This window comes from Streptomyces sp. NPDC002896 (assembly GCF_040295225.1).
GTDB lineage: Bacteria > Actinomycetota > Actinomycetes > Streptomycetales > Streptomycetaceae > Streptomyces.
This window is the reverse complement of sequence record NZ_JBEOVA010000001.1, coordinates 395,084-414,753: the sequence shown is the minus strand read 5'-3', so window position 1 is coordinate 414,753 and position 19,670 is coordinate 395,084. Positions and strand designations below refer to the sequence as shown.

General features: G+C 71.6%; 14 protein-coding genes. 7 read left to right on the top strand and 7 right to left on the bottom strand.

Going from position 1 to position 19,670, the window contains the following annotated elements; genetic code table 11:
* Positions 1–81 precede the first annotated feature (81 nt).
* Positions 82–3,849 carry an ABC transporter ATP-binding protein gene (locus ABT009_RS01680; protein WP_351288319.1) on the bottom strand — a complete coding sequence of 1,256 codons (3,768 nt, stop codon included), beginning with the start codon at positions 3,847–3,849 and terminating at the stop codon, positions 82–84.
* A gap of 266 nt (positions 3,850–4,115) precedes the next feature.
* Here ABT009_RS01680 and ABT009_RS01675 point away from each other — a divergent pair, with 266 nt between their 5' ends.
* Together ABT009_RS01675 and ABT009_RS01670 are read left to right on the top strand one after the other, a co-directional pair.
* A complete protein-coding gene (locus ABT009_RS01675) occupies positions 4,116–4,484 on the top strand; it encodes a type II toxin-antitoxin system RelE/ParE family toxin (RefSeq protein WP_351288316.1) in 369 nt (122 codons plus the stop codon).
* A 14-nt stretch (positions 4,485–4,498) separates the two neighbouring features.
* Positions 4,499–4,837 carry a helix-turn-helix domain-containing protein gene (locus ABT009_RS01670; protein WP_351288314.1) on the top strand — a complete coding sequence of 113 codons (339 nt, stop codon included), beginning with the start codon at positions 4,499–4,501 and terminating at the stop codon, positions 4,835–4,837.
* A 34-nt stretch (positions 4,838–4,871) separates the two neighbouring features.
* On the opposite strand, the gene ABT009_RS01665 is transcribed toward ABT009_RS01670, so the two are convergent.
* The 3 genes from ABT009_RS01665 to ABT009_RS01655 form a co-directional block, all read right to left on the bottom strand.
* A complete protein-coding gene (locus ABT009_RS01665) occupies positions 4,872–6,554 on the bottom strand; it encodes a thiamine pyrophosphate-binding protein (protein ID WP_351288311.1) in 1,683 nt (560 codons plus the stop codon).
* Complete coding sequence (speB, locus tag ABT009_RS01660) at positions 6,551–7,555, bottom strand: agmatinase (protein ID WP_502989792.1); 1,005 nt, start codon at positions 7,553–7,555, stop codon at positions 6,551–6,553. Before speB ends, ABT009_RS01665 begins: the two co-directional genes overlap by 4 nt.
* Positions 7,556–7,725: 170 nt before the next feature.
* Positions 7,726–9,201 (bottom strand): sodium:solute symporter family protein, encoded by a 1,476-nt coding sequence (locus tag ABT009_RS01655; RefSeq protein WP_351288308.1) that lies wholly within the window; start codon positions 9,199–9,201, stop codon positions 7,726–7,728.
* A gap of 199 nt (positions 9,202–9,400) precedes the next feature.
* On the opposite strand from ABT009_RS01655, the gene ABT009_RS01650 reads away from it, so the two are divergent.
* Both ABT009_RS01650 and ABT009_RS01645 read left to right on the top strand, forming a co-directional pair.
* Entirely contained in the window at positions 9,401–11,035 is a 1,635-nt protein-coding gene (locus ABT009_RS01650) for a PucR family transcriptional regulator ligand-binding domain-containing protein (protein WP_351288305.1), read from the top strand.
* Positions 11,036–11,169: 134 nt separating this feature from the next.
* The gene (locus ABT009_RS01645; RefSeq protein ID WP_351288302.1) at positions 11,170–11,967 is read left to right on the top strand and encodes a phosphatase; all 798 of its coding nucleotides are present in this window, start codon (positions 11,170–11,172) and stop codon (positions 11,965–11,967) included.
* A gap of 43 nt (positions 11,968–12,010) precedes the next feature.
* Here the strand turns inward: ABT009_RS01645 and tesB are convergent, their stop codons facing one another.
* From tesB to ABT009_RS01630, 3 genes are all read right to left on the bottom strand, one after another.
* Positions 12,011–12,889 (bottom strand): acyl-CoA thioesterase II, encoded by an 879-nt coding sequence (gene tesB, locus ABT009_RS01640; RefSeq protein WP_351288299.1) that lies wholly within the window; start codon positions 12,887–12,889, stop codon positions 12,011–12,013.
* 55 nt (positions 12,890–12,944) lie between these two features.
* Positions 12,945–14,102: an acyl-CoA dehydrogenase family protein gene (locus ABT009_RS01635; RefSeq protein ID WP_351288296.1), complete on the bottom strand. Its 1,158-nt coding sequence runs from the start codon at positions 14,100–14,102 to the stop codon at positions 12,945–12,947.
* Between the two features lie 134 nt (positions 14,103–14,236).
* Positions 14,237–14,848 carry an SACE_7040 family transcriptional regulator gene (locus tag ABT009_RS01630; protein WP_351288293.1) on the bottom strand — a complete coding sequence of 204 codons (612 nt, stop codon included), beginning with the start codon at positions 14,846–14,848 and terminating at the stop codon, positions 14,237–14,239.
* 164 nt (positions 14,849–15,012) lie between these two features.
* Between ABT009_RS01630 and ABT009_RS01625 the strand changes: the two genes are divergently transcribed.
* Genes ABT009_RS01625 through ABT009_RS01615 form a run of 3 tightly spaced genes read left to right on the top strand, consistent with a single transcriptional unit; the run spans position 15,013 to position 19,669 of the window.
* Positions 15,013–16,644 carry a carboxyl transferase domain-containing protein gene (locus ABT009_RS01625; RefSeq protein ID WP_351288291.1) on the top strand — a complete coding sequence of 544 codons (1,632 nt, stop codon included), beginning with the start codon at positions 15,013–15,015 and terminating at the stop codon, positions 16,642–16,644.
* 8 nt (positions 16,645–16,652) lie between these two features.
* Positions 16,653–18,728 carry an ATP-binding protein gene (locus tag ABT009_RS01620; RefSeq protein WP_351288288.1) on the top strand — a complete coding sequence of 692 codons (2,076 nt, stop codon included), beginning with the start codon at positions 16,653–16,655 and terminating at the stop codon, positions 18,726–18,728.
* Positions 18,725–19,669, top strand: a complete 945-nt coding sequence (locus ABT009_RS01615; protein ID WP_351288285.1) for a hydroxymethylglutaryl-CoA lyase — start codon at positions 18,725–18,727, stop codon at positions 19,667–19,669. The genes ABT009_RS01620 and ABT009_RS01615 overlap by 4 nt, the downstream gene beginning before the upstream one ends.
* The last annotated feature ends 1 nt before the right edge of the window (position 19,670 follow it).

The window sequence follows — 19,670 nt, the reverse complement described above, 5'->3', positions numbered from 1 at the left end:
CGTGGTTGCGTGCACGCCGCCGTACGGACGAACCGGGAGCCTCCCCCAGTGCCTTAAGGGCCTTGGAGGTGCCCCCAGACCTCAGGGCGCCGTGCCGACCTCCACGGTCTCCTCCGGCTCTCCGATGAAGGTCCGCCACAGCGCCGCGTACCGCCCGTCGCGCGCGAGCAGTTGGTCGTGGGTTCCCTCCTCCGCGACCCGGCCGTCGGCCATCACCACGACGCGGTCCGCGCGGGCCGCCGTGGTGAGCCGGTGGGCGACGACGAGCGTGGTGCGCTTGCCTGCCAGACGATCGGTGGCCTGGTTGACCTGGGCCTCGGTGGCCAGGTCCAGGGAGGCCGTCGCCTCGTCGAGGAGCAGGATGTCCGGGTCGACGAGCTCGGCGCGGGCCAGTGCGATCAACTGACGCTGTCCGGCGGAGAGATTGCGGCCACGCTCCGAGACCTCGTGCAGATAGCCGCCGTCGAGCTTGGCGATCATGTCGTGCGCGCCGACCGTGCGGGCCGCCGCCTCCACCTCGGCGTCCGTGGCGTCCGGGCGGCCGTAGGCGATGGCGTCGCGCACGGTGCCGGAGAAGAGGTACGCCTCCTGCGGGACGACGCCCAGCCGGTGGCGGTAGCTGGTCAGATCGAGGGCGCGCAGGTCGGTGCCGTCCACCGCCACGCGGCCGTCCGTCGGGTCGTAGAAACGTGCGACGAGCTTGACCAGTGTCGACTTGCCCGCGCCGGTCTCGCCGACGAAGGCCACGGTCTGTCCGGCCGGGATGTGCAGCGTGACGTCGCTGAGGGCCTCTTCGGCGGCCCCGTCCTCGTCGGCGGCCCGGTACGCGAAGGTCACGTCCTCGAAGGCGATCTCGCCGCGCAGCGACAGCACTTCGAGCGGCTCGTCGGCGGCCTTCGTGGACGTCGGCTCCCGGAGCAGCTCCTGGATGCGGCCGAGCGAGACGGTCGCCTGCTGGTAGCCGTCGAAGACCTGCGACAGCTGCTGCACGGGCGCGAAGAACAGGTCGATGTAGAGGAGATACGCGACCAGGGCGCCGGTGGTGAGCGTGCCCGCGTCGACGCGTCCCGCACCGACGATCAGCACGGCGGCCGCGGCGACGGACGACAGCATCTGCACGAAGGGGAAGTACACGGAGATCAGCCACTGGCCGCGGACCCGGGCCTGGCGGTAGCTGTCGCTGCGCTCCGCGAACCGCCGTACGCCGGACCGCTCGCGCCGGAACGCCTGCACGATCCGCAGCCCGGCGACGGTCTCCTGGAGGTCGGCGTTGACCACCGAGACGCGCTCGCGGGCGAGTTCGTACGCCTTCACGCTCTGCTTGCGGAAGAAGTACGTGCCGACGATCAGCGGCGGCAGCGTCGCGAAGACGACGAGCGCGAGCTCCAGGTCGATCACGAGGAGCGCGGCCATGATGCCGAAGAAGGTGACGACGGAGACGAACGCGGTGACCAGGCCCGTCTGCAGGAACGTGGACAGCGCGTCCACGTCCGTGGTCATGCGGGTCATGATGCGGCCGGTCAGCTCGCGCTCGTAGTAGTCGAGTCCGAGCCGCTGCAGCTGCGAGAAGATCTTCAGTCGGAGTGAGTACAGGACGCGTTCGCCGGTGCGTCCGGTCATGCGCGTCTCGCCCACCTGCGCCGCCCACTGGAAGAGCACGGTCACCAGGCCGAGCCCGGCCGCCGCCCATACCGCGCCGAGGGCCATCCGTGTGACGCCCTCGTCGATGCCGTGCCGGATCAGCACGGGCAGCAGCAGTCCCATGCCGGCGTCGACGGCAACGAGGAGCAGCGCGAACAGCAGGGGCCTGCCGAAGCCGCGCAGCAGCCTGCGCAGTCCGTACGACTCCTCGGGGGTGACCGCGCGGGCCTCGTCGATGTCGGGCGTTTCGGTGGCCGGGGGGAGCGCCTCGACCTGGGCGAGGAGTTCGGGTGTGGCGGGGGATCCGGACAGCGAGGTGTCCTTCGGTTCGCGGTCGCCGGTCCACAGATGCGGGGTGATGCCGCGTTCGGCGTCGAACTCGGCGTCGAGTTCCGCGCGGACCGAACGGTCCTCCTCGGGCTCTGCGGCCGGGGGCTGGTGGCCGGGCGAGACGCCGCCCATCTCGTCGGGGTCGGTCAGCAGCCGCCGGTAGAGGGCCGAGCGTTCCTGCAGCTCGTCGTGCGTGCCGATGTCGGCGAGCCGTCCGCCGTCGAGAACGGCGATGCGATCGGCGAGGCCGAGGGTGGAGCGGCGGTGGGCGATGAGCAGGGTCGTCCGGCCCTGCATCACGTGCGCCAGCGCCTCGTGGATCTCGTGCTCCACGCGCGCGTCGACCGCCGAGGTGGCGTCGTCGAGGACGAGGAGGCGGGGGTCGGTGAGGATGGCGCGGGCGAGCGCGACGCGTTGGCGCTGGCCGCCGGAGAGGGTGAGCCCCTGCTCGCCGACCTTCGTGTCGTAGCCGTCGGGGAGCTCGGAGACGAACCGGTCGGCCTGGGCGGCGCGGGCGGCCCGGAGGATCTCCTCGTCGGTGGCGTCCGGCTTCCCGTACGCGATGTTGGCGCGCACCGTGTCGGAGAACAGGAAGCTGTCCTCCGGTACCAGCCCGATGGCGGCGCGCAGCGAGTCGAGCGTCAGCTCGCGCACGTCGCGGCCGCCGACGAGGACGGCGCCGTGCGTCACGTCGTAGAAGCGCGGCAGCAGCAGGGAGACGGTGGACTTGCCGGAGCCGGACGCGCCGACGACGGCGACGGTCTCGCCGGGCCGGATCTCGAAGGACAGCCCCTCGAGGACGGGCCTGCCGTCCGCGTACGCGAAGGACACGTCGTCGAACTCGACGGTCGCGGGGGCGTCCGCGGGCAGCTCCGTGGTGCCGTCCTTGAGGCTCGGCTCGGTGTCGACGAGTTCGAGGACGCGCTCCACGCCCGCGCGTGCCTGCTGGCCGACGGTGAGCACCACGGCGAGCATCCGGACGGGTCCGACGAGCTGCGCGAGATAGCTGGAGAAGGCCACGAACGTACCGAGCGTGATCTGCCCGCGCACCGCCAGCCAACCGCCGAGCGCCAGCATCGCGACCTGCCCGAGGGCCGGTACGGCCTGCAGGGCAGGGGTGTACCTGGCGTTGAGCCGGATGGTGCGCAGCCGCCCCGCGAACAGCCGCCGGCTCACCTCGCGGAGCTTCCCGGTCTCCTGCTCCTCCTGCCCGAAGCCCTTGACGACGCGCACACCCGAGACGGCCCCGTCGACGACGCCTGCGACTGCTCCGGCCTGCGCCTGCGCGTACCAGGTGGCAGGGTGCAGCCGGGAGCGGCTGCGCCGGGCGATGAACCAGAGGGCGGGGGCGACGGCGAGCGCGACGAGGGTGAGCGGCAGCGACAGCCACGCCATGATCACCAGGGAGATCAGGAAGAGCAGGACGTTGCCGATGGTCATCGGCAACATGAAGAGCAGGCTCTGGATGAGCTGGAGATCGCTGGTGGCGCGGCCGACGACCTGCCCGGTGGACAGCTCGTCCTGCCGCCGCCCGTCGAGCCCGGTGATCGTCCCGTACATCTCGGTACGCAGGTCGTGCTGCACGTCGAGCGCGAGACGGCCGCCGTAGTAGCGGCGGACGTAGGTGAAGACGTAGACGAGGACGGCGGCCCCGACCAGCGCACCGGCCCAGACGGCCATGGACCGCGCCTTGTCCTCGATCACGTCGTCGATGATCACCTTGACGATCAGCGGCACGAGCGCCATGACGCCCATACCGGCGAGCGACGAGCCGAGCGCGAGCACGACGTCCTTCGGGTACCGCCACGCATACCCGGCAAGCCTCCGCGCCCAGCCGGGCTCCTCCCCCTGCCCGACCGAACCCTTCTCCGCTGCCACGCCGGCGCCTTCCGTTCGTCCTGTCCCGCCGGAAGATCCCAACGCGCCTGACGGCGGATTTCATCCCGCCGCAACAATTCCGGGGCGGGGTCGGGACCAAGGTCCTTGGCCGCATGGGGCTGTGGTCCTACGTCTGCCTCGGCGCGAGTACGCCGCCCCGGGCCCGCGGCCTCTGATGTCGCCCTTGGTACGCGGTTGCACCGGATCGGGTGACTTCCCGACCGAACAGAGGGGCCATACACTCGGAGATATATACGTTCGGCTGTATGGGAGAGCCGTACGTGATCGAGATCGAACCGGAGGTCCGGCTGTGGTTGATGAACCTGGGCGAACGTGACTACCGAACCGTCGAGCATGTCGTTGAGGCGCTCTTGGCACATCCAACGACCCTCGGTGAGCCATACTCGCGACATCTGGGCGATGGCGTACGGGAGCTGCGCTTCGATCTTGGGAACAACCGCGAGGCCGTACGAATCCCGTACTGGCTCGCCCCGGGGCGGAGGATCGTTCTGTTGACAGTGTTTCGCAAGACCAGGCAACGCGAGGAATCCGAGGTGTCCCGCGCAAAGCGCGTGAAGTTGATCTGCCATGCCGAGCACCCTCCCGCCCACGGGGAATTCAGCCGCGATTTTTGAAGAGGAGAGCTGCGATGGTCGGCCACTCACAGTGGAAGCTCAGCCGGGACAAGAAGATCGCCCAAGGCATCGCCGAGAGCCCCGAGACCGAGCGCATGCGCGAGGAGATCCGGCTCGCGTTCGACCTCGGCCAGGCCGTCTACGACCGCCGTACCGCGCTCGGGATCTCGCAGACCGAACTCGCCCGGCGCGCCGGCATGACCCAGCCGCAGGTCTCCAAGCTGGAGCTGGGCGGGACCGTGCCGACGCTGCCGCTGCTGGCCCGGCTCGCCAGGGCGCTGGACGCGGCGCTCTGCCTCGAACTCGACGGGGAGACCTCCGTCGTCGAGTTCAAGGCACACTCCGCCGCGTGACCCTCAAGGTGGCTCCGTCCCGGGAACCGCGTCGTCACAGGTGCGTCGGCGCAAACATCCGCAGGAGCGCCGGGAGCACCACCACCGAAGGGCCGGGGGTCGACACGGCCTTCGCCAAGTCGTCCTCGAGGGTCTCCGGTGTCGTGCGGATGCCCGGGACGCCGAAGGACTCCGCCAGGGCCGCGTAGTCCGGGCGGGTCAGCTCGGTGGCCGTGGCCTGGCCGAAGGCGTCCGTCATGTACTCGCGCAGGATGCCGTAGCCGCCGTCGTCGACGATCAGCCAGGTGACGTTCAGGTCGTGCTGCCTGGCCGTGGCCAGTTCGGCTATGGAGTACAGGGCGCCGCCGTCGCCCGAGACCGCCAGGACCGGGCGGGTGGGGTCGGCCACCGCGGCTCCGAGCGCGGCCGGGAAGGCGTAGCCGAGGCCGCCCGCGCCCTGCGCCGAGTGCATGGTGTTCGGCCGGCGGGCGTCGAACGCGGACCAGGCCCAGTACGCCAGGATCGTCATGTCCCAGAAGGAGGGCGCCGTGTCGGGCAGGGCGGCGCGGATCGCGGCGAGCGTCTGCTGCTCCAGGGTGAGGTCCTGGGACGCGATCCGGTCCCGGACCTTCGCGAGCAGCGTGGCCACGCGCTCCGGCGCGGACGGGTCGTGGCGCTCCTCCACCGTCTCGAGGAGTGCCGACAGCGCCAGGCGAGCGTCGGCGTGGATGCCGAGCGCCGGGTGGTTGGACTCCAGCTTGCCGAGGTCGGCCTCGATCTGGATGACCCGGCCGCGCGGCTTGAACGTGCCGTAGTTCGAGGACAGTTCGCCCAGGCCCGAGCCCACCACCAGCAGGACGTCCGCGTCCTCCAGGAAGTCGGTCGTGTACCGGTCCTCCAGCCAGGACTGCAGCGACAGCGGGTGCTCCCAGGGGAAGGCGCCCTTGCCGCCGAACGTCGTCACGACCGGGGCCTGGATCTTCTCCGCGAGCGCGCACAGCTTTCCGGACGCGTCGGCCCGTACAACGCCGCCACCTGCGATGATCGCGGGGCGCTCGGCGCGCGACAGCAGGTCGGCCGCCACCGCGGTCAGCTCCGGACGCGGCACGAGGTCGTGCGGCGTCGCGTCGACCGCCGTGACGACGGGCAGGGCCGTTTCGGCGAGCAGTACGTCCTGCGGGATCTCCACCCAGACCGGCCCGTGCGGCGCGGTCAGCGCCGACTGCCAGGCCTCGGCGATCGCCGAGGGGATCTGGGACTGCGTACGCACCGTGTGCACCGACTTCACGATCCCGCGGAACGACGCCTGCTGGTCGGGCAGCTCGTGCAGATAGCCGTGGCGCCCGCCGCCGAGTCCGGCGACCGGGATCTGGCTGCTGATCGCCAGCACGGGGGCGCTCGCCGCTGCCGCCTCCTGGAGGGCGGCCAGGGACGTCAGCGCGCCAGGGCCCGTCGACAGCAGCAGCGGCGCCGCCTCACCGGTGACCCGGCCGTACGCGTCGGCGGCGAACCCGGCGTTGTTCTCGACGCGCAGCCCCACGTACCGCAGGGACGAGCGGCGCAGCGCGTCGAACATGCCGAGCGCGTGCTGGCCGGGGAGGCCGAAGACGGTGGTGGCGCCGAGGCCCTGCAGGGTCTCGACGACGAGGTCACCGCCGTTGCGCCCCGGGGGAGGGTTGAGCGCGGCCTCGGTCTGTGCGGCGGTCGGGCGCAGCTCCAGGTCGTGGTCGTGGGTCACTTGGCCCCACCGCTCTCACGGGCCTCCGCGATCTGCCGGGACATGATCGTCGTCAGTTCGTACGCGGTGTGCGAGGCGGCGACGGCCGTGATCTCCGCGTGGTCGTAGGCGGGGGCGACCTCCACGACGTCCGCCGAGACCAGGTTGCAGGAGGCCAGGCCGCGCAGGATCTCCAGCAGCTCGCGCGAGGTCATGCCGCCGGCCTCGGGGGTGCCGGTGCCGGGGGCGTGCGCCGGGTCGAGGCAGTCGATGTCGATGGAGATGTACAGCGGGCGGTCGCCTATGCGCTGGCGCAGCTGGTCGGCGACCTCGTCCGCGCCGCGACGGTAGATGTCGGCGGACGTGACGATGCCGAAGCCCATCTTCTCGTCGTCGGTCAGGTCCTGCTTGCCGTACAGCGGGCCGCGCGTGCCGACGTGGGAGAGCGCGGAGGTGTCGAGGATGCCCTCCTCGACGGCCCGGCGGAACGGCGTGCCGTGCGTGTACTCGGCGCCGAAGTACGTGTCCCACGTGTCGAGGTGCGCGTCGAAGTGCAGCAGCGCCACCGGGCCGTGCTTCTTCGCGACCGAGCGCAGCAGCGGCAGCGCGATGGTGTGGTCGCCGCCGAGTGTCATCATCCGCGCGCCGGTGCCGAGGATCTCGTCCGCCGCGGCCTCGATGGTCTCCACGGCCTCGTTGATGTTGAACGGGTTCGCCGCGATGTCACCGGCGTCCGCGACCTGCGCGAGGGCGAAGGGGGACGCGTCCTGTGCCGGGTTGTACGGCCGCAGCAGGCGCGAGGCCTCGCGGATCGCGTTGCCGCCGAATCGGGCGCCCGGCCGGTAGGAGACGCCCGTGTCGAACGGCACGCCCACGATGGCCACGTCGGCGGCGTCGACCTGGTCGATGCGCGGCAGCCGGGCGAACGTCGCGGGCCCGGCATACCGCGGCACACGGGAGGAGTCGACGGGGCCGCGGGGGCTGCCCTCGCCGCCGATAACCGGGTAGTCGGTGCTGTTCACGGTCGAACTCCTCCAGGTGGTACGGATCCAGTGGGTGGGGATCCAGGTGGTGCGGATCCGGTGGTGCGGATCTGCTCGGTCAAGTGTTGCGCGGCCCACTGACAGTCACCGGTGCCGGTCCCGACCAACGGGGGCGGGACGCAACAGCGGGCCACGCGTGGGCGGGTCGGTCAGGCCCCCGCGGCGCTCGGCGCGGCTGCCTCGGCCTCCACCGGGGCCTCGTCCCCCCGCCCCGCCAGTCGCTCGCGCCAGTGCGCAAGGACCGCCGCGTCCGTCGGCTTCGTGGCCAGGGACACCACGACGTACGCGGCGAGCGAGGACAGCAGGCCGTAGTACACGGGCTCGTTGGCGAGGATGCCGTACCCCCACATCAGCCCGATGACGGCAAGACCGCCCACGACGACGGATGCGAGCGCGCCCTGCACGGTGCCGCGCCGCCACAGCAACCCGCCGAGGATCGGCACGAGCAGCCCGCCGACGAGCAGGTTGTACGCGACGGTGAGGGCCTCGACGACGTCGTTGAGGGCGATCGCGATACAGACCACGGCGACACCCATGATCAGGATGAAGACGCGGTTGCCCTTCACCTCGTCGTGCTCCTCCCCCTTACGGGACACCACGCCCCGCAGCCGCGACCAGATGTCGTTGTTCGCGACGGTCGCACACGCGATCAGCGCGCCGGAGGACGTGGACATCACCGCGGCGAGGGCCGCGGCGAGCACGAGACCGCGCACGCCCATGGGCAGTTCGTCCTTGACGATGGTCGCGAAGGCGTCGTCCGCGCTCTCCAGCTTGGGGTAGAGCACCTTGGCCGCCGTACCGATGACGGCGCCCGCGAGCGCGTACGCGAGGCAGTACGTGCCCGCGACCGTGCCGCCCCACTTGGCGGTCTTGTCGCTGCGCGCGGTGAACACGCGCTGCCAGATGTCCTGCCCGATCAGCATGCCGAACGTGTAGATCAGGACATACGTGAAGATCGTCTCGCCGCCGATGCCCAACGGGTCGAAGTACTCGGTGGGCAGCTTGGCCTTCATCTCGCTGAAGCCGCCGGCCTTGACGACCGCGATGGGCAGCAGCAGAAGCAGCACACCGATGGTCTTCACGACGAACTGGACCATGTCGGTGATCGTGATGGACCACATGCCGCCGAGCGTCGAGTACGCGACGACGATCGAGCCACCGAGGATGATCGCAAGCGTCCGGTTCATGTCGAAGAGGACGTCGAAGATCGTGGCGTACGCGATGGTGGACGTGACCGCGAGCATGAGCGTGTACGCCCACATGACGACGCCGGAGATGACCCCGGCCCGGCCGCCGTAGCGCAGGTCGAGCATCTCGGAGACGGTGTAGACCTTCAGCCGCGCGATACGGGCCGAGAAGAAGACCGAGAGGGCAAGCAGGCCGAGCCCGATGGTGAAGACCATCCAGGCGCCCGAAAGACCGTACTGATAGCCGAGACCGACGCCGCCGATGGTGGACGCGCCGCCGAGGACGATCGCGGCCATGGTGCCGGAGTACATGGCCGGGCCGAGCCGGCGGCCCGCGACCAGGAACTCGCTCTTGGACTTGGCGCGGCGCATGCCCCACCAGCCCATGGCCAGCATCCCGGCCAGATAGACCACGATCACTGTGTAGTCGACGGCCATGCGGCCCTCCTTCGCGCACCTCGGTGGCGTGTCGTGCAGATGGGGTGGGTGGGCCGGCGAGCGCACTCGGCTCGCGGACCCTGCGGCCGACGACTGGTCGCGGGGACATCCGCCCGTACCCGCGGCCGCCGACGGCACGACACTAGGTGGCCGGAATGCGACGCTGAAGTGTACGTTTCATCCATTCCTCCGGAACGAAATGGAGGGAACGTCCACCGTGCCGGACCCCGCCGCCCCACCGACCCCGCCCGTCCCGCTCGCCGCCCTGCTGGCCCGCGAGGACCTCGGGCTGCGCCAGATCGCCGGTCCCGCGCCCGCGGACGAGCCGACGATGATCCTTTGGGCCCACACCTCCGAGATGGCCGACCCCTATCCGTATCTTCTCGGCGGCGAATTGCTGCTCACCGCGGGCGTGCACGCCACGGAGGCCGCGGGCACCGGGCCGTACTTCGACGACTACGTGTCCCGGATCGTCGCGGCGGGCGGCGCGGCCCTCGGCTTCGGAGTTGCGCCGGTGCACGACACCGTGCCGCGCGCCCTGATCGCGGCCTGCGACCGGTACGGGCTGCCGCTCATCGAGGTGCCGCCGCAGACCACGTTCAGCGCGGTCGCCCGTGCGGTGTGGGGGCTCATGGCCCAGGCCCGGCATGCGGAGCTGCGCCGGGTCACCGAGGCCCAGCAGGGCCTCGCGATCGCTGCGGCCCGGCCAGATCCGGTGCCGGCGGTCCTGCGCCAGCTGGCGCAGCGCCTCGGCGGCTGGGCGGTGCTGTTCGCCCCGGACGGCACGGAGGCGGCGACGGCGGGCCGCCCGCCTGGCAGCGAGGCGCTGCATGCCCTGCGCGAACTGGCATCGGTGGTACGGCCGGCGGAAGGCGCGAGGGACACCGACAGCGAGGCCGGCCCCGGACCCGGACCCGGACGGGGCTCCGCGAGACGGGGCCCCGGTGCGCGCCCGTCCTCGGCCGCCGACACCGCGTCCGGCACACACCTCACCGCGTACGCGCTCGGCGGCGGGCAGGGCTTCGCGCTCGGCATCGCCACGGACCGCCGCGAACCCGGCGACCACACGATCGCGGGCGTCGCCGTGGTCCTTCTCTCACTACTCACCGGGGAACACCAGAGCACCACGGAGACCGCCCGCTCGACGGCACTGGTCCGGATGCTGCTGGGCGCGGCTCCGGAGGATGTGGCACCGCTGCTGGGCGGCGAACGGTGGGTCGTGGTGCACGGGCGGCCGGACCGTGGTGGTGCGAGTGCGGGCGAAGAACACGCAGCCGACGCGGCGAGTCCGGTCGGCACTGCGGGTGCCTCCGCCGCCCCCGTAAGCGCCGCCGCGCTGGGCACCGCGCTGGGCACCACCCTCGTGGACGCGGACGGCGACGTCGTACGGCTCCTCGTCCCCGCCGACCGCCAGGTCACCGCGCAACCCGGCTGGACGCTCGGGACGAGCGCGCCCTCCGGGGCACACGAACTCGGCGTCGCCGACACGCAGGCGGCCAGGGCCCTGACCCGGGCCCTGGTCACCCGTAGGCCGCTCGTGCCGCACAGCGACCGCTCCGGGTTCGCCGCGCTCGTCCCTGCGGACGAAGCCGACGCCCACGCGCGCGTGCTGCTCGCCCCGCTCACCGGCACCCCGCAGGCCCCCGCGCTGACCGAGACGTTGCGCACCTGGCTCTCACTCCACGGCAGCTGGGACCGCACAGCGGTCGCCCTTGCGGTCCATCGCAACACCGTCCGTCAGCGCATCGCCCGCTGCTCGGCACTGCTCGACAGGGACCTGGACGACCCGGACGTACGCATGGAGCTGTGGTTCGCGCTGCGGCAGACGGAGTAGCACTGCGCCGGGCGCGGGGGCGGACGCGGACGTGAAGCACGGCGGCGCCCTCGAGCCCCGGCGCGGACGTGAGGCGCGTCCCAGCGTTCGGGACATCGCCGCCAGTCCGGTCAGCCGACGGCAGAATGGGGCCCATGCCGATATCCGGGACACCCAGCCGCGCCGACCTCGTCGGCCACCTCGTCCGCACCCGCATAGCGGGCGACGTCGCCACGCCCCGCGAGAACAACCTCTCCCACTACCGCAAGCTCGCGAACGGCGACCGCCACTACTGGCTCGGCCTGGAGCTCGGCGACCGCTGGACCGACGAGCAGGACGTACTCGCGGTGATGGCCGAGCGGTGCGGTGTCAACGACGACCCGCAACACCGGCACGGGCAGGACACCATCGACGCGGAGCTCACGGTCGACGCGCTGGAGCGCATGGCGGCCCGGCTGCGCAAGGCGGCCGCGGGAAGGCAGCGCGTGCTGTTCGCGACGGGTCACCCGGGCGGCCTGCTCGACGTGCACCGCGCGACGGCCGGGGCCCTGCGCGCCGCCGGGTGCGAGATCATGGTGATCCCGGAGGGCCTGCAGGCGGACGGGGGCTACGTCTGGCAGTTCGCGGACGTGGCGGTGCTGGAGCGGGGCGCGACCCTCTGGCACACGCACTCCCCCGAACCGATGGCCGCGATCCTCGACGGCCTGGAGCGGGAGGGCCGCCCGCTGCCCGACCTGGTGGTCGCCGACCACGGCTGGGCGGGCTGCGCGGGCCAGCGCGGCATCGACTCCGTCGGCTACGCGGACTGCAACGACCCGGCCCTCTTCATCGGCGAGGCCGAGGGCACCGTCCAGGTCACGGTCCCCCTCGACGACCACGTGACGAGCCCGCGCCACTACGACCCGATGACGGCGTACCTGCTGGCACAGGCAGACCTGAACGAGGCGGCGTGAGCGACGCCGCGGAGCGGGACCAAGGCCCCGCCCCCGGCCGAGCTCACCTCGGCCGAGGCACCCGCACAACCCCTTCCTGGATCACGGAAATGGCCAGCCGCCCGTCCTGCGTATAGATCCGGGCCTGCCCGAGCCCGCGCCCGCCGGACGAGGAGGGCGACTCCTGGTCGTACAGAAGCCATTCGTCGGCCCGGAACGGCCGGTGGAACCACATCGCGTGGTCGAGGGACGCCCCGACCACGTCGCCGATGGCCCAGCCGCCGCGCCCGTGCGCGAGCAGCACGGAGTCGAGCAGCGTCATGTCGGAGACGTACGTGGCGAGGCAGACGTGCAGCAGAGGATCGTCCACGAGCTTGCCGTTGGTGCGGAACCACACCTGCGAGCGCGGCTCGCGCGGCTGCCCGACCGTGCCGAACGGCGGCTCGTCGACGTACCGCAGATCGACCGCTTCCCGCGCCTCGAGCATCCGCTCGGCGACGCTGGGGTCGCGGAAGACGTCCGCGTACTTCGGCAGTGACTCGGCGGCCGTGGGCAGCGTCTCGGGATCGGGCGCGTACGGCATGTCCGCCTGGTGGTCGAGCCCTTCCTCGTACGTCTGGAAGGACGCGGACAGATGGAAGATCGGCTGTCCGTGCTGGACGGCGACCACCCGCCGCGTCGTGAAGGAGCGCCCGTCGCGGATGCGGTCGACCGTGTAGACGATCGGCGCGCCGGGGTCCCCCGCGCGCAGGAAATACGAGTGCAGGGAGTGTGCGTGCCGATCGCCGGGGACGGTGCGCCCGGCGGCGACGAGGGCCTGCGCCGCGACCTGGCCGCCGAAGACGCGCGGAACCAGGGAAGGGCGGGACTGGCCACGGAAGATGTCCTGCTCGATCTGCTCGAGGTCGAGCAGATCGAGCAGGGACTGGAGTGCCTGATGCATGCAGCTAGTTTGCAGGTGCCGTGTTACAGCTGTTGATCAAGAACCTTGCCGGGGACTACAGGCCCATGTCCTTCGCGATGATCGACTTCATGATCTCGCTGGTGCCGCCGTAGATGCGGTTGACGCGGTTGTCCGCGTACAGGCGGGCGATCGGGTACTCGTTCATGAAGCCGTAGCCGCCGTGCAGCTGGAGGCAGCGGTCGATCACGCGGTGCGCGACCTCGGTGCAGAACAGCTTGGCACTGGCGGCCTCGGCGGGGGTCAGCTCACCGGCGTCGAGGGCCTCCGTCGCGCGGTCGGCGACGGCCTCGGCGGCGTCGACCTCGGCCTGGCAGGCGGCCAGCTCGAACTTGGTGTTCTGGAAGGCGGCGACGGGCTTGCCGAAGACGACGCGGTCCTGGACGTACTGCTTGGCGAACCGGACGGCCGCCTTGGCCTGCGCGTAGGCGCCGAAGGCGATGCCCCAGCGCTCGGAGGCCAGGTTGTGGCCGAGGTAGTAGAAGCCCTTGTTCTCCTCGCCGAGGAGGTCCTCGACGGGCACCTTGACGTCGACGAACGCCAACTCGGCGGTGTCGGAGGTCCTCAGGCCGAGCTTGTCGAGCTTGCGGCCGACGGAGTAGCCCTCGGCCTTGGTGTCCACGACGAAGAGGGAGATGCCGTGGCGGCGGTCCTCGGCGGTGGGCGCGGCGGTGCGGGCGCAGACGATCATGCGGTCGGCGTGCACGCCGCCGGTGATGAAGGTCTTGGCGCCGTTGAGGACGTAGTGCGTGCCGTCCTCGGAGAGCTTGGCGGTGGTCTTCATGCCCGCGAGGTCGGAGCCGGTGCCCGGCTCGGTCATCGCGATCGCCCACATCTCCTCACCGGAGACGAACTTCGGCAGGTAGCGCTTCTTCTGCTCGTCGGTGGCGAGCAGCTTGATGTACGGCAGGCCGAGCAGCACGTGCACGCCGGAGCCGCCGAAGGAGACACCCGCGCGGGCGGTCTCCTCGTACAGGATGGCCTCGAACTTGTACGAGTCGATGCCGGCGCCGCCGTACTCCTCGTCGACCCGGATGCCGAAGACGCCCAGCTCGGCGAGCTTGTAGTAGAACTCGCGCGGCGCCTGGCCGGCGGCGAACCACTCGTCGTGGACCGGCACGACCTCGGCCTCGATGAAGGCACGCAGGGTCTCCCGGAACGCCTCGTGGTCCTCATTGAAAACGGTACGGCGCACGGACATGCTCCTTCGTTACGGCTCGCGACCATCGGAACCAGCGGACTGGGCAAGCAGACAGACACAGGACTAAGCGCTTGCTCAGACTCAGGTTACCGGCCAGTTACCGCGACAGTCCAGAGACGCAGGTCACGTCAGAACGGCTTCTCGGCCCCACTCCCCGCAGCCGCCGCGAACGCGCCCCGCGCCAGCCGGTGCAGCAGCTCCGCCGTGGCCGCCCGCCCGGGCAGCGCCCCCGGCCTGCTCAGATGGGGCGTGGAGTTCAGCAGCCCGAACACCGCATGCACCGCGGCCCGCGCCGCCGGCTCGACCAGGTCCGGGTAGACCTGGCGCACGACCTCCACCCACAGCTCGACGTACTGCCGCTGCAGCTGGCGCACCAACTTGCGGTCGCTCTCCCGGAGGCGGTCCAGCTCACGGTCGTGCAGGGTGATCAGGGGGCGGTCGTCGAGCGCGAAGTCGATGTGCCCCTCGATGAGGGAGTCGAGCAGCGCCTCGGGATCCCCGTCGGTCTCGGCGACCCGCCGCTTGCCGCCCGTCAGCAGCTGCCCGCTGATGCCCACGAGCAGCTCGGCGAGCATCGCGTCCTTGCCGGCGAAGTGGCGGTAGAGACCGGGGCCGCTGATGCCGACGGCGGCTCCTATCTCGTCGACGCCGACGCCGTGGAAGCCGCGCTCGGCGAAGAGCCGGGCGGCCTCCTTGAGGATCTGCTCGCGCCGGGTGGGGGCGTCGGTTCTGGTGACCATGCAGATAATTCTAGACAGGGAGGTTAGCGCTCGTTAACCTGAGGGAAATGGGTTAACGGTCATTAACTTCGGCCACGCGGCCGCAGCAGCCGCACAGGTGGGCTGCCGCGACGGCTTGACCGGCTTCACTGGCTTCATCGGTACGGGCAAGGGGGCTCGACGCGATGCACGAGGCACCGGAGCTGACGAGCGCGGCGGACCCCGCGTCGGAGGCCTGGCGGGTCAACGAGGCGGCGCACCGCGCCCTCGGCGAGGAGCTGCGCTCCCGGCTGGCCGAGGCGAGGCTCGGCGGGGGCGAGCGGGCCCGCGCCCGCCATGTGGCGCGCGGCAAGCTGCTGCCGCGCGACCGCGTGGACACGCTGCTCGACCCGGGTTCGCCGTTCCTGGAGCTGGCCCCGCTGGCGGCGGACGGGATGTACGGCGGGGACGCCCCGGCGGCGGGCGTGATCGCCGGGATCGGCCGGGTCTCGGGCCGCGAGTGCGTGATCGTCGCGAATGACGCGACGGTCAAGGGCGGCACGTACTACCCGATGACGGTGAAGAAGCATCTGCGCGCCCAGGAGGTGGCCCTGGAGAACCGCCTCCCCTGTGTCTATCTGGTGGATTCGGGCGGCGCCTTCCTGCCCATGCAGGACGAGGTCTTCCCGGACCGGGAGCACTTCGGGCGGATCTTCTACAACCAGGCCCGGATGTCGGGCGCGGGGATCCCGCAGATCGCGGCCGTCCTCGGGTCGTGCACGGCGGGCGGCGCGTATGTGCCCGCGATGAGCGACGAGGCCGTGATCGTCCGCAATCAGGGCACGATCTTCCTGGGCGGCCCGCCGCTGGTGAAGGCCGCGACGGGCGAGGTCGTCACCGCCGAGGAGCTGGGCGGCGGCGAGGTCCACTCGCGGGTCTCGGGTGTGACGGACCATCTGGCGGAGGACGACGCGCACGCGCTGCGCATCGTGCGGACCATCGTCTCGACCCTCCCCGCGCGCGGGGAGCTTCCCTGGCCGGTCGAGCCGGCGGTGGAGCCGAAGGTGGACCCGACCGGGCTGTACGGGGCGGTGCCGGTGGATCCCCGCACCCCGTATGACGTCCGGGAGGTCATCGCGCGCGTGGTCGACGCCTCCCGCTTCGCCGAGTTCAAGGCGGAGTTCGGGCAGACGCTGGTGACGGGCTTCGCGCGCATCCACGGCCATCCGGTGGGGATCGTCGCCAACAACGGCATCCTGTTCTCCGAGTCCGCGCAGAAGGGCGCCCACTTCATCGAGCTGTGCGACCAGCGCGGCATCCCGCTGGTCTTCCTGCAGAACATCTCGGGCTTCATGGTCGGCCGGGACTACGAGGCGGGCGGCATCGCCAAGCACGGCGCCAAGATGGTCACAGCCGTGGCCTGTACGCGCGTCCCGAAGCTGACCGTGGTGATCGGCGGGTCGTACGGCGCGGGCAACTACTCGATGTGCGGTCGGGCGTATTCACCGCGGTTCCTGTGGATGTGGCCCGGCGCCAAGATCTCGGTGATGGGCGGTGAGCAGGCGGCTTCGGTGCTCGCGACGGTCAAGCGCGATCAGCTGGAGGCGCGCGGCGAGGAGTGGCCCGCCGAGGACGAGGAGTCCTTCAAGGCCCCGATCCGCACCCAGTACGAGTCGCAGGGGAATGCCTACTACGCGACGGCGCGGCTGTGGGACGACGGCGTGATCGACCCGCTGGAGACCCGGCAGGTGCTCGGTCTCGCATTGACGGCGTGCGCCAACGCCCCGCTTCCTGAGAAGGACTCGACCGCCGCCGGCTTCGGCGTCTTCCGGATGTGAGGGTGGGAATGTTCGACACGGTTCTTGTGGCCAACCGGGGCGAGATCGCCGTCCGCGTCATCCGTACGCTCCGGGCGCTGGGTGTGCGCTCGGTGGCCGTCTTCAGCGACGCGGACGCAGGCGCCCGGCACGTACGGGAGGCGGACACGGCCGTACGGATCGGTCCGCCGCCCCCCTCCGAGAGCTACTTGTCCGTGGAGCGGCTGCTGGACGCGGCACGCCGCACGGGCGCCCAGGCGGTCCACCCCGGATACGGATTCCTGGCGGAGAACGCGGCCTTCGCCCAGGCCTGCGCCGACGCCGGTCTCGTCTTCATCGGGCCGCCGGCCTCCGCGATCGAGCTGATGGGCGACAAGATCCGCGCCAAGGAGACCGTGCAGGCGGCCGGGGTGCCGGTCGTGCCCGGCTCGTCCGGCAGCGGCCTCACGGACGCCCAACTGGCCGATGCCGCGCGCGAGATCGGTCTGCCCGTGCTGCTGAAGCCGTCGGCGGGCGGCGGCGGCAAGGGCATGCGTCTCACCCGCGTCGAGTCCGCGCTGCTCGACGAGATCGCGTCCGCCCGCCGCGAGGCGCGGGCCTCCTTCGGCGACGACACGCTGCTCGTGGAGCGCTGGATCGACCGGCCCCGGCACATCGAGATCCAGGTCCTGGCGGACGCGCACGGCCATGTGATCCACCTCGGCGAGCGCGAGTGCTCGCTGCAGCGCCGCCACCAGAAGATCATCGAGGAGGCGCCGAGCGTCCTCCTCGACGAGAAGACCCGCGCGGCGATGGGTGAGGCGGCCGTCCAGGCGGCCCGCTCCTGCGGGTACCGGGGCGCGGGCACGGTCGAGTTCATCGTCCCGGGCGGCGACCCGTCCTCGTATTTCTTCATGGAGATGAACACCCGCCTCCAGGTCGAGCACCCGGTGACGGAGCTGATCACCGGCCTGGACCTGGTCGAGTGGCAGCTGCGGATCGCGGCGGGCGAGCCCCTGCCGTACGGGCAGGAGGACATCCGGCTCGACGGTCACGCCGTCGAGGCCCGTATCTGCGCGGAGACCGTGTCCATCAAAGAGGGCGCGCGCGGCTTCCTGCCCTCGGGCGGCACGGTGCTCGCGCTGCACGAGCCCCAGAGCGACGGGGTGCGCACCGACTCGGGGCTCAGCGAGGGCACGGAGGTCGGCAGCCTCTACGACCCGATGCTGTCGAAGGTCATCGCCCACGGACCCGACCGCGCCACGGCGCTGCGCAGGCTGCGGGCCGCCCTGGCCGGGACGGTCACGCTTGGCGTGCAGACGAACGCCGGGTTCCTGCGCCGGCTGCTGGCCCATCCGGCCGTGGTCGCGGGCGACCTGGACACCGGCCTGGTGGAGCGTGAGACGGACGCCCTCGTGGACCAGTCGGTGCCGGACGAGGTGTACGAGGCCGCGGCGGCCGTGCGCCAGGCGGCGCTGGAGCCCCGGGGCGAGGGCTGGACCGACCCCTTCTCGGTGCCGAGCGGCTGGCGGCTCGGCGGTGAACCCGCCCCGGTCAGGCACTGGTTGCAGCTCCCGGGCCTGGACCCCGTCGAGTACGTCGCCCGGGGCACACACACCGTCGAGCCCGACCGCGTCACGGTCACCCTCGACGGCATCCGGCACACCTTCCACCGGGCGGGCGACTGGCTGGGCCGGGACGGGGACGCCTGGCACGTGCGGGACCACGACCCGGTGGCCGCCGCACTGACCGGCGCCGCCCTCTCGGGGGCCGACTCGCTGACGGCGCCCATGCCGGGCACGGTCACCGTGGTGAAGGTCGCCGTGGGCGACGAGGTGACCGCGGGCCAGAGCCTGCTGGTGGTCGAGGCGATGAAGATGGAGCACGTCATCTCCGCCCCGCACGCGGGCACGGTCAGGGAGCTGGACGTCGTGCCCGGCTCGACCGTCGCCATGGACCAGGTGCTGGCCGTCGTCGACCCGCATGAGCCGGCTGATCACGGCCCGTCCGCCGACGAGCCGCCCTCAGCCGGGGAGTCGTCCCCACCCGCTGCGGGCCGCCCATCGGCACCCGACGGGTCATCCGCCACCGAGAAGTCATCAGCCCCCGAGGAGGTGGCGTCATGACCGCAGCCGGACTGCCCATGGCCGTCCCGGTCCAGGACCTGCCCGCGCGGGTGCGGATCCACGAGGTGGGCGCGCGCGACGGGCTGCAGAACGAGAAGTCCGCCGTGCCCACCGAGATCAAGGCGGACTTCATCCGCCGCCTCGCGGACGCGGGCCTCACGACCATCGAGGCGACGAGCTTCGTGCACCCCAAGTGGGTGCCCCAACTGGCGGACGCCGAGCAGCTGTTCCCGCTCGTACGGGACCTGGAAGGCGTCGCCCTGCCCGTGCTCGTACCGAACGAACGCGGCCTCGACCGTGCCCTCGCGCTCGGCGCCCGCCGTATCGCCGTGTTCGCCAGCGCCACCGAGTCCTTCGCCAAGGCCAATCTGAACCGGACGGTGGACGAGTCCCTGGCCATGTTCGAGCCGGTCGTGGCCCGCGCGAAGGACCAGCAGATCCACGTACGCGGCTATCTGTCGATGTGCTTCGGCGACCCGTGGGAGGGCCCGGTGCCCGTCGCCCAGGTCGTCCGGGTCTGCCGGGCGCTGCTGGACATGGGCTGCGACGAGCTGAGCCTCGGCGACACCATCGGCGTGGCCACACCGGGCCATGTGCAGGCGCTGCTCGCCGCGCTGAACGAGGCGGGCGTGCCCACGGACGCGCTCGGCGTGCACTTCCACGACACCTACGGCCAGGCCCTCGCCAACACGCTGGCCTCGCTGCAGCACGGCGTCACCACCGTCGACGCCTCCGCGGGCGGCCTCGGCGGCTGCCCGTACGCGAAGAGCGCCACCGGGAACCTCGCCACCGAGGACCTGGTCTGGATGCTTCAAGGCCTCGGCATAGAGACCGGGGTCGACCTCGACCGTCTCACCGCCACCAGCGTGTGGATGGCCGCCCACCTCAGCCGGCCCAGCCCGTCCCGCACGGTGCGTGCCCTCTCCCACAAGGAGTCGTAAG